General features: G+C 73.9%; 11 protein-coding genes. 6 read left to right on the forward strand and 5 right to left on the reverse strand.

Annotated elements, in window-relative coordinates; all coding sequences use genetic code 11:
* Positions 1-183 precede the first annotated feature (183 nt).
* The 4 genes from ACIP37_RS30035 to ACIP37_RS30050 are packed head-to-tail and all read left to right on the forward strand — an operon-like array spanning position 184 to position 5,987.
* Positions 184-1,356, forward strand: a complete 1,173-nt coding sequence (locus ACIP37_RS30035) for a CaiB/BaiF CoA-transferase family protein (protein ID WP_363585679.1) — start codon at positions 184-186, stop codon at positions 1,354-1,356.
* A 2-nt stretch (positions 1,357-1,358) separates the two neighbouring features.
* A complete protein-coding gene (locus ACIP37_RS30040; protein WP_363585678.1) occupies positions 1,359-2,501 on the forward strand; it encodes an acyl-CoA dehydrogenase family protein in 1,143 nt (380 codons plus the stop codon).
* A gap of 40 nt (positions 2,502-2,541) precedes the next feature.
* Positions 2,542-3,756, forward strand: coding sequence for an acetyl-CoA C-acetyltransferase (locus ACIP37_RS30045; protein ID WP_363585677.1), 1,215 nt, complete (start codon positions 2,542-2,544; stop codon positions 3,754-3,756).
* Positions 3,757-3,794: 38 nt separating this feature from the next.
* Positions 3,795-5,987: a 3-hydroxyacyl-CoA dehydrogenase NAD-binding domain-containing protein gene (locus tag ACIP37_RS30050; RefSeq protein WP_400844796.1), complete on the forward strand. Its 2,193-nt coding sequence runs from the start codon at positions 3,795-3,797 to the stop codon at positions 5,985-5,987.
* 116 nt (positions 5,988-6,103) lie between these two features.
* Here the strand turns inward: ACIP37_RS30050 and ACIP37_RS30055 are convergent, their stop codons facing one another.
* The 4 genes from ACIP37_RS30055 to ACIP37_RS30070 form a co-directional block, all read right to left on the reverse strand.
* On the reverse strand, positions 6,104-6,859 hold the full coding sequence (locus ACIP37_RS30055; RefSeq protein ID WP_363625264.1) for a MerR family transcriptional regulator: 756 nt from the start codon (positions 6,857-6,859) through the stop codon (positions 6,104-6,106).
* 254 nt (positions 6,860-7,113) lie between these two features.
* Positions 7,114-8,145 (reverse strand): isopenicillin N synthase family dioxygenase, encoded by a 1,032-nt coding sequence (locus ACIP37_RS30060; protein ID WP_400811396.1) that lies wholly within the window; start codon positions 8,143-8,145, stop codon positions 7,114-7,116.
* Between the two features lie 334 nt (positions 8,146-8,479).
* Positions 8,480-9,127, reverse strand: coding sequence for a response regulator transcription factor (locus tag ACIP37_RS30065; protein ID WP_363585673.1), 648 nt, complete (start codon positions 9,125-9,127; stop codon positions 8,480-8,482).
* Positions 9,079-10,530, reverse strand: a complete 1,452-nt coding sequence (locus ACIP37_RS30070) for a sensor domain-containing protein (RefSeq protein WP_363631426.1) — start codon at positions 10,528-10,530, stop codon at positions 9,079-9,081. The genes ACIP37_RS30065 and ACIP37_RS30070 overlap by 49 nt, the downstream gene beginning before the upstream one ends.
* Positions 10,531-10,763: 233 nt before the next feature.
* Between ACIP37_RS30070 and ACIP37_RS30075 the strand changes: the two genes are divergently transcribed.
* Both ACIP37_RS30075 and ACIP37_RS30080 read left to right on the forward strand, forming a co-directional pair.
* On the forward strand, positions 10,764-11,477 hold the full coding sequence (locus ACIP37_RS30075) for an ABC transporter ATP-binding protein (protein WP_363585671.1): 714 nt from the start codon (positions 10,764-10,766) through the stop codon (positions 11,475-11,477).
* A 118-nt stretch (positions 11,478-11,595) separates the two neighbouring features.
* Positions 11,596-13,989 (forward strand): FtsX-like permease family protein, encoded by a 2,394-nt coding sequence (locus ACIP37_RS30080; protein WP_400811399.1) that lies wholly within the window; start codon positions 11,596-11,598, stop codon positions 13,987-13,989.
* 42 nt (positions 13,990-14,031) lie between these two features.
* Here the strand turns inward: ACIP37_RS30080 and ACIP37_RS30085 are convergent, their stop codons facing one another.
* Positions 14,032-14,799, reverse strand: coding sequence for a MerR family transcriptional regulator (locus ACIP37_RS30085; RefSeq protein ID WP_400811401.1), 768 nt, complete (start codon positions 14,797-14,799; stop codon positions 14,032-14,034).
* Positions 14,800-14,806 lie beyond the last annotated feature (7 nt).

Raw genomic sequence — 14,806 nt, forward strand, 5'->3', positions numbered from 1 at the left:
GGTCAATCCCCCCTGTGGCATGACGACGGTACAGGGGCCCTCCGTCAGTGCACTGACGCACCCTCCGTGTTCGCGGTCGCACGGCGGGTGGATGGGGGAGGAGGTCTTGTTACCGGCGGGTCGCTTCCCTATCATCACGGGTGTTACAGCTTTACTGTCAAACCCAGAAGGGTTCTGCAGCCAGTGCGTGACACGAGCAGTCCGCCGGGCGCCACGGCCGCCGGCCCCGGCCCGTTGGCGGGGGTGCGGGTGGTCGAGCTCGCGGGGATCGGGCCGGGGCCGTTCGCGGCGATGCTGCTGGCCGACCTGGGCGCCGACGTGGTGCGGGTGGACCGGCCGGATCCGTCGCCGCTGGGCATCGACCCGGCGTACGACGTGACCAACCGGAACAAGCGGTCGGTGCTGGTCGACCTCAAGTCCCCGGCGGGGCCCGGCCTGGTGCTGGACCTGGTCGAGCGGGCGGACCTGCTGATCGAGGGCTACCGGCCCGGGGTCGCGGAGCGGCTCGGGGTCGGGCCGCAGGACTGCCTGGCCCGCAACCCGGCGCTGGTGTACGGGCGGATGACCGGGTGGGGGCAGCAGGGCCCGCGCGCCGCCAGCGCCGGGCACGACCTCGGGTACGCGGCGGTGGCCGGGGTACTCGGCCTGGTCGCGGGGCCGGGCGGGCCCGAGGAGGCGCCCGGCATCCCGGCCAACCTGCTGGGCGACTACGCGGGCGGCTCGCTCTACCTGGTCGTCGGCCTGCTCGCCGGGCTGCAGCACGCCAGGAGCACCGGCGCCGGCCAGGTCGTCGACGCCGCGATCGTGGACGGCGCGGCGCACCTGTCCAGCATGCTGTGGGGGCTGCTCGCGGCCGGCCACTGGCAGGACCGCCGGGGCGCCAACCTGCTGGACGGCGGCGCGCCGTTCTACGCGGTCTACCGGGCGGCCGACGGCGGACACCTGGCCGTGGGGGCGCTGGAACCGCAGTTCTACGCCGAGTTCGCCCGCCTGCTGGACCTCGGCCCGCAGGCACCCGGGCAGTACGACCTGGCCCGCTGGCCCGAACTGCGGGCCCTGATCGCCGACCGCTTCGCCACCCGGACCAGGGCCGAGTGGGAGGCCGTCTTCGCCGGGTCCGACGCCTGCGTGGAACCGGTGTTGACGCTGCGTCAGGCAGCCCGGGAGGAACACCTGTTGGCGCGCGGCACCTATGTCGAGGCGGGCGGCGTCACCCAGCCCGCCCCGGCCCCGCGCTTCTCCGCCACCCCCGGCACGCTGCGCCGCCCGCCGGCCCGGCCGGGCGCGGACACCGCCGAAGTGGCCCGCGACTGGGCCGTCCCATCCCTCAACTCCGATGCAGGACAAGGAGCGTAGCGTTGCAGCGCGAGATCTTCACCGAGCAGCACGAGGACTTCCGGGCCGCCGTGCGGGCCTTCCTCGCCAAGGAGGTGCTGCCGCACTACGACCGCTGGGAGAAGGCCGGCATCGTCGACCGCTCCGCCTGGCTGGCGGCCGGCCGCCAGGGCCTGCTCGGGATGGCCGTCCCCGAGGAGTACGGCGGCGGGGGCGCCCCGGACTTCCGCTACGCCGCCGTGTTGGCCGAGGAGTTCGCCCGGGCCGGCGCCTCCGGGCTGGCCGTCGGCCTGCACAACGACATCATCGGCCCCTACCTCACCTCGCTCGCCACCGAGGAGCAGAAGCGCCGCTGGCTGCCCGGCTTCTGCAGCGGCGAGCTGATCACCGCGATCGCGATGACCGAGCCCGGCACCGGCTCCGACCTCCAGGGCATCCGCACCCAGGCCGTCGACCGGGGCGACCACTACCTGCTCAACGGCGCCAAGACCTTCATCTCCAACGGCATCCTCGCCGACCTGGTGGTCGTGGTCGCCCGCACCACCCCCGAGGGCGGCGCGCACGGGCTGAGCCTGCTGGTGGTCGAGCGCGGCACGCCCGGCTTCGAGCGCGGCCGCAACCTGGACAAGATCGGCCAGAAGGCCCAGGACACCGCCGAGTTGTTCTTCGAGGACGTCAGGGTGCCGAAGGCGAACCTGCTCGGCGAGCTCAACGGCGGCTTCGTCCACCTGATGCAGAACCTCGCCCAGGAGCGGCTGACCATCGCGGCCGCGGCGATCGCCGGCGCCGAGTACCTGGTCGAGATCACCACCGACTACGTCAAGCAGCGCGAGGCCTTCGGCCGCCCGCTGGCCAAGCTCCAGCACGTGCGTTTCGAGATCGCCGAACTCGCCACCGAGTGCGCCGTCACCCGGGCCTTCGTCGACCGCTGCATCACCGAGCACAACCGCTACGCGCTCACCCCGGTGGACGCCTCGATGGCCAAGTGGTGGGCCACCGAACTGCAGAAGCGCACCGCCGACCGCTGCCTCCAGCTGCACGGCGGGTACGGGTACATGAGCGAGTTCCCGGTCGCCCGGGCGTTCACCGACGGCCGGATCCAGACCATCTACGGCGGCACCACCGAGATCATGAAGGAGATCGTCGGCCGGTCCGTCCTCGGCTGAGACCTCCCGCGAAACCCCCTGCCCCGAAAGGCGTTTGACCGTGACCACCGAAGCGTACGTCTACGACGCGATCCGCACCCCGCGCGGCCGGGGCAAGGCCACCGGCTCGCTGCACGGCACCAAGCCGATCGACCTCGTCGTCGGCCTGATCCACGAACTGCGCAACCGGCACCCGGAGTTGGACCCGGCGGCGATCGACGACATCGTGCTCGGCGTGGTCAGCCCGGTCGGTGACCAGGGCTCCGACATCGCCCGGATCGCGGCCATCGCGGCCGGCCTGCCCGACACGGTGGCCGGCGTCCAGGAGAACCGCTTCTGCGCCTCTGGCCTGGAGGCCGTCAACCTGGCCGCCGCCAAGGTCCGTTCGGGCTGGGAGGACCTCATCCTGGCCGGCGGCGTCGAGTCGATGTCCCGGGTCAAGATGGCCTCCGACGGTGGCGCCTGGTTCGCGGACCCGATGACCGCGTACGAGACCAACTTCGTCCCGCAGGGCATCGGCGCCGACCTGATCGCCACCATCGAGGGCTTCTCCCGCACCGACGTGGACGCCTTCGCCGCCGAATCCCAGGCCCGCGCCGCCAAGGCGCAGGCGGACGGCCTGTTCGACCGCTCGGTGGTCCCGGTCCGCGACCGCAACGGCCTGGTCGTGCTGGAGCGCGACGAGTTCATCCGTCCCGGCACCACCGTCGAGACCCTGGCCGGCCTCAAGCCCTCCTTCGCCGGCATCGGCGAGGCCGGCGGCTTCGACGCCGTCGCCCTGCAGAAGTACCACTGGGTCGAGGCCATCGACCACGTCCACCACGCCGGCAACTCCTCCGGCATCGTCGACGGCGCCGCGCTCGTCGCCATCGGCAGCCGGGAGATCGGCGAGCGGTACGGGCTGCGCCCGCGCGCCCGGATCGTCTCCGCCGCCGTCTCCGGCTCCGAGCCCACCATCATGCTCACCGGCCCCGCCCCGGCCACCCGCAAGGCGCTCGCCAAGGCCGGGCTCACCGCCGCCGACATCGACCTGGTCGAGATCAACGAGGCCTTCGCGGCGGTCGCCCTGCGCTTCATCCGCGAACTGGGCTTCCGGCCCGAGCAGGTCAACGTCAACGGCGGCGCGATCGCCCTCGGCCACCCGCTCGGCGCCACCGGCGCGATGCTGCTCGGCACCGTGATCGACGAGTTGGAGCGGCGCGACCTGCGCTACGGCCTGATCACCCTCTGCGTGGGCGGCGGCATGGGCGTCGCCACCATCGTCGAGCGCATCTGACCCACTGTCCCTCGGATCCCCTCGGAGACCCTGAACTCATGAGCGACACCACCACCATCCGCTGGGAGCAGGACCAGGACGGCGTGGTCACCCTCGTCCTCGACGACCCGACCCAGTCCGTCAACACCATGAACGAGGCCTTCACCGCCGACCTCGATGCCGTCGTCGACCGGCTGGCCGGCCTCGCCGCCGCCGACGGGCTGCGCGGCGTCGTCGTCACCTCCGGGAAGAAGACCTTCTTCGCCGGGGGAGACCTCCGGCTGCTCTCCGCCGCCCGCCCCGAGGACGCCGCCGCCGTCTTCGAGAAGTCCCAGCGGATCAAGCGCGCGCTGCGCAGGCTGGAGACCCTCGGCAAGCCGGTCGTCGCCGCCGTCAACGGCAGCGCGCTCGGCGGCGGCCTGGAGATCGCCCTCGCCTGCCACCACCGGATCGCCCTGGACAACCCCGCCAGCCGGCTCGGCCTGCCCGAGGTCACCCTCGGCCTGCTGCCGGGCGGCGGCGGAGTGGTCCGCACGGTACGGCTGTTCGGCATCACCGACGCCCTGCTGAAGTTCCTCCTGGAGGGCCGCCAGTACCGCCCGGCGCAGGCCCTGGAACACGGGCTGGTCCACGAACTCGTGGCCACCCCGGAGGAGTTGACCGCCCGGGCGCGGGCCTGGATCGAGGCCAACCCGACCGCCGTCCAGCCCTGGGACGTCAAGGGCCACAAGATCCCCGGCGGCACCCCGGCGAACCCGGCGTTCGCCGCCAACCTGCCCGCCTTCCCGGCCAACCTGCGCAAGCAGCTGAACGGCGCGCCCTACCCGGCCCCGCGCAACATCCTGGCCGCCGCCGTGGAGAGCGCCCAGGTCGACATCGACACCGCGATGGCGATCGAGGCCCGCTACTTCACCGAGCTCGCCTGCGGACAGACCAGCAAGAACATGATCCAGGCGCTGTTCTTCGACCTCCAGGCGGTCAACTCCGGCGCCGGCCGCCCCCAGGGCGTCGAGAAGCGACTCGTCCGCAAGGTCGCCGTGCTCGGCGCCGGGATGATGGGCGCGGGCATCGCCTACACCTGCGCCAAGGCCGGCATCGAGGTCGTGCTCAAGGACGTGAGCATGGCCGCCGCCGAACGCGGCAAGGCCTACTCCGCCGGGCTGCTGGACAAGGCGATCGCCCGCGGCCGCTCCACCGAGGCCAAGCGGGACGCGCTGCTCGCCCGGATCACCCCCACCGCCGAGGCCGCGGACCTGGCCGGCTGCGACGCGGTGATCGAGGCCGTCTTCGAGAACACCGAGCTCAAGCACAAGGTGTTCCAGGAGGTCGAGGGCGTCCTCGCCCCCGACGCGCTGCTCTGCTCCAACACCTCCACCCTGCCGATCGGGCTGCTCGCCGAAGGCGTCGAGCGCACCGCGGACTTCATCGGGCTGCACTTCTTCTCCCCGGTCGACAAGATGCGCCTGGTCGAGATCATCCGCGGCCCGCAGACCGGCGACGAGGCCCTCGCCCGCGCCTTCGACCTGGTCCGGCAGATCGACCGGACCCCGATCGTGGTCAACGACTCGCGCGGCTTCTTCACCTCACGGGTCATCGGCCAGTTCCTCAACGAGGGCGTCGCCATGGTCGGCGAGGGCGTCCCCCCGGCCAGCATCGAGCAGGCCGCCGCCCAGGCCGGCTACCCGGCCAAGGTGCTCTCGCTGATGGACGAGCTCACCCTCACCCTGCCGCGCAAGATCCGCGACGAGTACCGGCGCGCGGTCGAGGCCGCCGGCGGCGGCTGGACGCCCCACCCGGCCGACGCGGTGGTCGACCGGATGGTCGACGAGTTCGGCCGCCCCGGGCGCAGCGGCGGCGCCGGCTTCTACGAGTACGGCGAGGACGGCAAGCGCGGGCGGCTCTGGCCGGGGCTGCGCGAGCACTTCGGCGAGCCGGCCGCGGACGTCCCCTTCGAGGACCTCCTCTTCGAGGACCTCAAGGAGCGGATGCTGTTCAGCGAGGCGCTGGACTCGGTGCGCTGCCTGGAGGAGGGCGTGCTGACCTCGGTCGCCGACGCCAACGTGGGCTCCATCCTGGGCATCGGCTTCCCGGCCTGGACGGGCGGCGTGTTCCAGTACATCAACGGGTACGAGGGCGGCCCGGTCGGCTTCGCGGCCCGGGCCCGCGAACTCGCCGCCGCCTACGGCGAACGGTTCGCGCCGCCGGCGCTGCTGGAGCGGATCGCGGCGGAGGGGCGCACCTTCACCGACTGACCGTCAGGCCTGAGCGGGTGGGGCCGGGTGCCGGACGGCCCCACCCGGCTCCTCCTGCGGTTGCCCGCCCAGGTCCCTGCCCAGCTCCTCGCCGAGTTCCTTGCTCAGCTTCCCGCTCAGCTCCCCGCCGAGTCCTCCCGCAGTTCCTCGCCGAGTTCCTCCCGCAGCGAGCGCTGGAACGCCGTGACCAGTGCCTGCGCCACCATCGGCTGGATGTGGTCCGTCAGCGCCCTCATCCGGGCGAGCTCGTCCGGCGCCGGCTCGCTCTCCCGGTAAGGCCGCCACACCGTCTCCCGGAACAGCCGCTGCAACTCCCGGGCCGTCGCCCGGCTGTGCTCCAGCACCACCGCCCGCGCGGCCAGCAGCGTCTCCAGCGGGATCGGCACGTCCAGGATCCGCACCCCCAGCGGCAGCAGGCCCGGATCCACCCGGAACAGCTCCGGATCGGCCGTCCGCTCCAACGCCCCCATCGCGACCAGGCGTTGCACCTGTTCCTCCGACAGCCCCCGCCCGGCCCGCCGCTCCAACTGCGCCCGGCCCAGTTCCTCCGCCGCCTCGGGCGTCCAGGACGCCACCAGCGCCCGGTGGATCGCCAGGTCCAGCGGCGTGCTGTCCTCCGGCAGCCGGGACAGGTACCGCTCGATCGCGGCCAACGTCAGCCCCTGGCGCTGCAACTCCTCGATCAGCTCCAGCCGGTCCAGGTGCGCCGCCCCGTACAGCCCGACCCGGCGCGGCCCCAACTCCGGTGGTGGCAGCAGGCCCTTCGTCCCGTAGAACCGCACCGTCCGGACCGTCACCCCGGCCCGCGCCGCCAGTTCGTCGACCGTCAGCCGCACACCGCCCCCGTCTCCCACGGCCCCGCGCTCCCCCATCTGCCGCCTCCTGCACTGGCACACTTCCACTGTGACAGCAGCAGTGTGACAGTGCCCGTCCCCCTGGTCCACCGGCTGTTCCACCGGCGACGACGGCCCGCCGCGCACGTGAGTCCGCCCCCGCCGCTGGGGAGCGGCGGGGGCGGACTCGGGGTGCCGGTGACTCTGGCGGCGCCGCTTCTGGCCGGAGCCTGCTCTGACCGGCGCTGCTCCTGCGCTGCGGCGCGACTGGTCCCGGCCTCCGCGGCGTGGGGCTACCGGGAGGCGGCGTCGGCCAGGTCGGCGTGGTGGCGGCGGGTGACCTCGGGATGGGCCCTCGTGTAGCCCTTCCACTCGTTGAGGCCGAACTCGGCGAACAGCGGGTTGTCCGGATCCTCGGTGGCGCCGGGGGCGTGCCGGGCGAACGGGAAGTCCAGCGGCTCGATGTGGGCGTCGAGACGGGGGTTGTAGAAGAACGGGACGGAGAAGCGCTCGCGGGCGCCGACCGGGCTGACCACGCGGTGGTTGGTGGCCTTGAGGTAGCCGTCGGTGGCCACCTCCAGCAGCTCGCCGAGGTTGACGACGAAGGCGCCCGGCATCGGCGGGACCTCCAGGAAGGTGCCGTCCGGGCGCTCGACCTGGAGGCCGCCGACGGTGTCCTGGAGCAGCAGCGTGATGAAGCCGTAGTCCTTGTGGGCACCGACGCCCTGGCCGGCGCCGTTCGGAGCGGTACCGGGGTAGCGGACCAGCTTGAGCCGCAGGTGGGGGTGGCCGGCGAAGGCCTCGTCGTAGAAGTCGGGGCGGGCGCCGATCGCGGTGAGGAGCTCGTGCAGCAGTCGGCGGGCGGTGCCGCTGAGGTGGTCGATCCAGCCGAGCGCGGCGGTGCGCAGCTCGGGGAGCGCAGCGGGCCACTGGTTGGGGCCCTCCAGCCACCAGTACGGGGGCTCGTCGGTGCCGGGGACGTGCGGGGGCAGCTCGGCGCCGATGTCCAGCTGGTCGCGCCAGTCCTGGCTGCCGCCGGTGCGCTCGTCGCCGGTGCGGGTGTAGCCGCGGTAGTGGGGGGAGTTGAGGTTGCTCACGGCGAGCCGGTCGGCCTCGGGGAGGGCGAAGAAGGCGCGCATCGCGTCGGTGAGCGCGGCCGTCTCCTCCGGGGTGATGCCGTGGCCGACGAGCTGGAAGAACCCGACGTCGGTGGCCGCGGCACGGAGTTCGTCGTGCAGCCGGCGGCGGTCGTCCGGGCCGCCGTCGGCGAGCGAGAGGTCGATCACCGGGAGTGAGTCGGATATGGGGGTGTACTGCTGCGACATGTGTGACATCCGCTGGTCTCGTCCCGGCCGGTCCCGGTGATCGACCGGGGGATGGCCGGAGTGGCCGCCTGGTGCGGCGGGTGCTCCGGGAGCCGGGAGGCGGAGGCGGCCGGGTGGAGGCTGCCCTTGAGGGTGGTGGCGCGAGGTTCAGCTGGAGCGTCGACAGGACATGCTTGTCACGCGGAGCAGGTCCACGTGGCGACGGCGAACAAGGATGAGCACGTCACCAGCGTAGATGACCTTGACCGGAGCGGGCGAGCCCCCTGCGGCGGAGGGCTGCCTCTCACTTGGCAGTGGCCCTTCAAGGGTGGAAAGCCTTCGTGTGTCGCCCCTCTCAGCCGTTGTTGAGGTAGGCCAGCACGGCCAGGACGCGGCGGTTGTCGTCGTCGGAGGGCTGGAGGTCGAGCCGGACGAAGATCGACGCGGTGTGCTTGGCGACGGCCCGCTCGGTGATCACCAACTGCTGGGCGATCGCCGCGTTGGAGCGCCCCTCGGCCATCAGCGCCAGCACCTGCCGCTCGCGCGGGGAGAGGGTGGAGACCGGGCCGGCCGAGGAGTTGTGGGCGAGCAGCCGGGTGATCACCTCCGGGTCCATCACGGTGCCGCCCCGGGAGACCCGCTGCACCGCGTCGATGAACTGGGCGCCGTCCAGCACCCGGTCCTTCAGCAGGTAGCCGATCCCGCCGGTGCTGCCGGCCAGCAGCTCGCGCGCGTACAACTGCTCCACGAACTGCGACAGCACCAGGACGGGCAGCCCGGGGTGCGCCTGGCGGGCGGCCAGCGCCGCCCGCAGCCCCTCGTCGGTGAAGCCGGGCGGCAGCCGGACGTCGACCACGGCGATGTCCGGCCGGTCGGCGGCCACTGCGGCGAGCAGTTCGTCGCCGGTCTCGACCGCCGCGGTGACCTCCATGCCGCTGGCCTCCAGCAGCCGAGTCAGGCCGTCCCGGAGGAGGAAGAGGTCTTCGGCGATGACAACGCGCACGGGATCTCCAGGTTCACAATGGTCGGGCCACCGGATGGGCTGCTGATCGCGAGCACCCCGTCGAAGGCGGCCAGTCGGCGTTCGGTTCCGCTGAGGCCGGTCCCCCGGGACGGGTTGGCGCCACCGCGCCCGTCATCGGTGACCGATATCCGCAGCAGCCCGCCACTGTGCCCTATCTCGATCCACACGTGCGAGGCGCCGGCGTGTTTCACCACGTTGGCCAGCAGCTCGCTCACCGCGAAGTAGACGGCGGACTCCACCGGAGCGGGCGCCCGGCCGGGCAACCCGCCGGTGAAGGTGACCGGCAGCGGGAGGTCCAGCGCGGTCGCCTCGACCGCGTCGGCCAGGCCTCGGTCGGCGAGCACCGGCGGATGGATGCCCCGGACCAGGTCGCGCAGCTCGCTCAGGGCCTTGACCGAGGACATCCGGGCCTCGACCAGCAGGGGTTGCAGGGCCTTCGGGTCGTCCTTCACCTGCTCGGCCACGGTCAGCAGCATGCCCAGGGCGACCAGCCGGGCCTGCGCCCCGTCGTGCAGGTCCCGCTCGATCCGGCGCAGTTCGGCCGCCCCGGCGTCGATGGTGTCCGCCCTGGTCCGGGCCAGATGACTGACCTGGCGGGCGAGTTCGCTCCGTCGGGACGGGCCGAGCAGGGCGCGGGCGGCCCGCTCGTGCACCCGCAGGACCGGCGGCGCGGCCCACAGGGCGGCCAGCGGGGAGATGTAGAGCCCCATCAGGTAGAGGGGCCCCAGCGGGAGGAACGGCCCGTTCCGGCCGAGCACCTGGAGGGCGATCGGGGTCAGCACGACGATCACGGCGGTGATCGGGATGGCGCAGCCGGAGACGAGCACCCAGAGGAGGTCCCGCCACGTCGCCGGATCGGTCAGCCAGCCGCCGGCGCGCAGTCGCTGCCACGGCCCGGCGTCGACGCGGTGGTACGGCACCGGGATCGGCCGGCCGCTCCACCGGCCGACGATCCGCCGGTTCTCCGTCGCGATCCAGCGCGTGCCGAGCAGGCCGAGCACCAGCATCGCCGGCCCCAGGCAGAGGGATCCGGACCGGCCGCCGGGCGGGGCGCCGCCGTAGAGGTCGGTGGCCATCAGCGCGAGCGAGCCCGGCGCGAACAGGACGGCCCCGGCCGCCCGGCCGCCGCCCCCGGTGGCCCAGCAGAGCGCCCAGAGGGCGACCGGCGCCAGCGGCACCAGCAGGATCAGCGGCCCGCCCGGACCGTGGGCGAATGGCTCGGTGTCGTCGGGGCCGAGCAGGGCGGCGGCCAGCAGGACCGGCCCGGCCAGCAGCGCCATCAGCCCCGTGACGGCCAACGTGACCATGTAGAGCGCCCGCACGCCGGCCACGACGGCCCCCTCCAGCTGCGCGACGGCCCTGGACACTGCGCTCGTCCTCATCCCGCGCCTCCCCTCCGGTCGGTGGCCCCGCGGCCCCGGTTGATCATCCGGCGTCAGTCTGCCGCGCCGTGACGTGCGGCGCTCTAGGTCTGCGCCCCCAATCCGGGGTGTACCTGGATACACCCCCGAGAGGCCGTCCAGACGGCTGTCCGCGCCCCGCCCCGGATTCGTAGCGTCATGTCCCGTCAGCCGGCCCGGACTTCCGGCGCCGGACCTCGAATCGTGGAGGGCCCGTGAACGCGCCGATCATCCGGATCCGCGGCGTCAGCAAGACGTACGACCGATCCGACGCCGCCCACCCCGCGCTGGCCGGGCTCGACCTGGAGGTCCGGGCCGGCGAGGCGCTGGCCGTGCTCGGCCGCTCGGGCAGCGGCAAGTCCACCCTGCTGAACCTGGTCGCCGGCCTCGACCGCCCGAGCGAGGGCGCCGTCGAGGTGGACGGCGTGGCCGTCCACGAGCTCGGCGAGGCCGCCCTGGCCGAGTACCGGCGGAAGCGGATCGGCATGGTGTTCCAGTTCTTCAACCTGCTGGACGACCTGAACGTCGAGGACAACGTGCTGCTCCCGGCCCAGCTCGCCGGGATGCGGCGGGAGCCGGCCCGGGTCCGGGCCGGCGAGCTGCTGGAGCGGCTCGGGGTGGCCCGGCACGCCAAGGCCTTCCCCGGTCGGCTCTCCGGCGGCGAGCGCCAACGCGTCGCGGTGGCGCGGGCCTTGATGAACCGCCCGCCGCTGCTGCTCGCCGACGAGCCGACCGGGGCGCTGGACACCGCCTCGGCCGCCGACGTCCGCGACCTGCTCCGGGGGCTCAACGCGGAGGGCCAGACGATCCTGCTGGTCACCCACGACACCGCGCTCGCCGAGGCCTGCGCCGACCGGACCATCGAACTGCTCGACGGCCGGCTGGTCCGGGACACGGCGGCCGTGCCGGCCCCCGGCGGTGCGCGATGAGCGAGCGGTGCGCGATGAGCGAGTGGTGGGGGTGCCCCCGGCCGGAGGCTGGGGGAGAGCGGATCACGGGAGGGCGCGTGCGGGCGAACGCCCCCGCCGGGCGAAGGGAGGCGGGCGCATGAGCGTACTGGGCAAGGTGGTTCGCGCCGGCGTCGGCCGCAAGCGGGTGCAGACCCTGGTCATGGTGCTCACCACGATGGCGGCCGTGACGGCGTGCATCCTCGCCACGGGCCTGCTGGTCGCCTCCCAGGGCCCGTACCAGCGCACCTTCGCCGACCAGCGCGGCGCGCACCTCAACGCGCTGTACGACCCGGCCAGGGCGAGCCCCGCCCAACTCGCCGCGACCGCGCACGCCCCCGGCGTGACGGCCTCGGCCGGCCCCTACCCGGCGCTCACCGTCCAGCCGCGCGCCGGTGACGAGCTGCGGATCCCGCCGGCCGGCAGCCTGCTCCCGCCCGTGACGCTGGTCGGCCGGGCGAAGGACGGCCCGCTGGACGGTCTGCGGATCACCATGGGCCGCTGGCTCGCCGGCCCCGGCGAGGTGGTGTTCCTGGACGGCCACTCGCCGCTGGGCGTCGGCGACAGCATGCAGTTCCCCGACCTCCCCGGGCACCCGGTCCTCAAGGTCGTCGGCCTGGCCGCCTCCCCCTCCTGGAGCGCGGACGGCTGGATCGCCCCCGAACAGGTCGCCGGGCTCACCGCGCCCGGTGCGGCGCCCGCCGCCCAGTACCTCTACCGCTTCGCCCACGCCGACACCGACGCCGAGGTGGAGGCGGACCGCGCCGCGCTCGCCGCCGCGGTGCCGGGCGGCGCCCTCGCCAGGGCCACCTCGTACCGGCCGGCCCAGGCGGAGGCCAACCGGACGGCCGCGACCTTCGTCCCGTTCGTGACGGCCTTCGGGGTGCTCGGCCTGGCCATGTCGGTGCTGATCATCGGCGTCGTGGTCAGCGGCGCCGTCAGCGCCGCCACCCGGCGGATCGGCATCCTCAAATCCCTCGGCTTCACCCCGTCCCAGGTGGCGCGCGCCTACGTCGGCCAGGCACTGATCCCGGCCGGGGTCGGCACGGCGCTCGGCGTGCTCGGCGGAAACCTGTTGTCCGTGCCCGTCCTCGGGATGGCGCACAAGGCCCTGCGCGGCGGCCTGCTCGGCATCCCGCTCTGGGTGGACGTCGCCGTTTCGGCGGTGGCCCTGGCGGCCGTGGCGGGCACCGCCCTGGTGCCCGCGCTGCGGGCCGGCCGGCTGCGCACGGTGGAGGCGCTCGCGGTCGGCCGGACGGCGCCGGGCGCCCGGCGGGCAGCCTCCCGCGGCGGCCCGGGTCCGGCCGGGGCGTCGGGTCCGGCCGCCAGGATCCAGCAGCTCATCGGCCGCCTACCGGTGCCGCGCGCCCTGAGCCTCGGGCTGGCGACCCCGCTCACCCGGCCGGGCCGCTCGGCGACCACGGCCGCCGCGGTGGTGCTCGGCACGGCCGGAGTCACCCTGTGCGTCGGCCTGACGCTCTCGCTCGGCTCCTTCCAGGACGGCCTCCAGGCCGGGCGCTCCGGCAAGGTCGTGCTCCAGACCCCGATCGAGAGCTCGACGAAGGCCCCCGACCACGTGGACGAGGCCGCCGCGACCAGGGCGATCACCGGCCGCCCCGGTACCCGGGCCTGGTACAGCACCGCTCCGACGCCGGTCGCCGTGGCCGGGAACACCGGGCGCACCGCGGTGATCGCCTTCACCGGGGACGCCTCCTGGGGCGGCTACCAGCTGATCTCCGGCCGGTGGTTCCAGGGCCCCGGCGAAGTGGTCGTCGCCACCGCCTTCCTGCGCGCCAACCAGGTGCGCGTCGGCGACACCGTCACCCTCACCGACCACGGGCGCAGCACCCCGGTGCGGATCAGCGGTGAGGTCCTGACCACCAGCGACCAGGTGTTCGTCGACCGGGCCGCACTGGCCCCGCTCGGCACCGCCGTCCAGGCCGACGCGGTCGCCTTCCAGATCGACCTCACCCCGGGCACGGACGCGAAGGCGTACGCGGACGGGCTCGACGACGCCGTCCGGCCGCTGGGCCTGAGCGCCGAAGCGGGCGGGCAGCAGATCAGCATCGTGATGCTGGCCATGAACACCCTCGCCGGGACGCTCACCCTGCTGCTGGCCGTGGTGGCCGGCCTGGGCGTGCTCAACACGGTGCTGCTGGACACCCGGGAGCGGGTGCACGACCTCGGGGTGCTCAAGGCGCTGGGGATGTCGCCCCGGCAGACGGTCGGCATGGTGCTCACCTCGGTCTGCGGCAGCGGGCTGACGGCCGGGCTGATCGGGGTACCGATCGGGATCCTGCTGCACCACCAGGTGATGCCGGCGATGGCCCGCGCCGCCGGGGTCGGGGTGCCGGAGGCGGACCTCACCGTGTTCCACCCCTCGGTGGTGGGGCCGCTGATACTCGGCGGCCTGGTGCTGGCGCTGCTCGGCGCCCTCCTCCCCGCCGCCTGGACCGCCCGCACCCGGACGGTCACGGCGCTGCGCACCGAGTGACGGCGGGGCGGGGCGGTAGGGAAGGCCCGCTCCGCCGGTGACTCAGACCAGCCGTGCCGCCGCGTACGCCTCCAAGGCGGCCCGCTGGTACGCGGCCAGGCCCGGGGTGATGGCCTCGTACGCGGCGCTCCACTGGGCGTTCTCCGTGCAGGAGCGCGCGATCGCGCGGAACTCCTCGACGGAGACCGTCCGGAGCGCGCTGAGCGCCCGGTACTCGGCGTCGATGTGGTTCTGCACGGGCTCGGCGTCCGCCGGGTGGCCGGCCGTCAGCAGCTCCGCCAGGCGGATCATCCGCGCCGTCCGCTCGCGCTGTCCGGCCTCGACGTCGGCCTGGCTCATCGCGGCGGTGGCGCGCCGCGCCGCCTCGGCGTGCTCGGGGAAGTCCCGCAGGCTCTCCTCGACGTCGCCGGGCTGGATGCCCTCGAACAGGTTCTCCGGTCGGTTGATGCTGGTCATGGGTGTGCCGTCCTCTCGGGAACGTTCCAGGTCGGCGATCGTGCGGGAGACGGTGGCGGCCAGGGTGTCCAGCCGGTCGCGCTCGGCGAGCAGCCGGTGCCGGTGGTCCCGCAGGGCCTCCAGCTCGTCCACCTGGTCGCCCAGGATCCGGGCGATCTCGGTCAGCCCGACCCCCAGCGCCCGCAGTACGAGGATCTGTTGCAGCTGGAGCAACTGCCGTTCCTCGTAGTAGCGGTGGCCGTTGGAGCCGATCCAGGCCGGTGGCAGCAGTCCGATCTCGTCGTAGTGCCGCAGGGTCCGGGCGGTCACGCCCGACATCCGGACGACTTCCGCGATCGGCCAGGCCGCTGCCATGCGCCGT

Source organism: Kitasatospora sp. NPDC088861 (assembly GCF_044750105.1).
In the GTDB taxonomy this organism is placed as follows: domain Bacteria; phylum Actinomycetota; class Actinomycetes; order Streptomycetales; family Streptomycetaceae; genus Kitasatospora.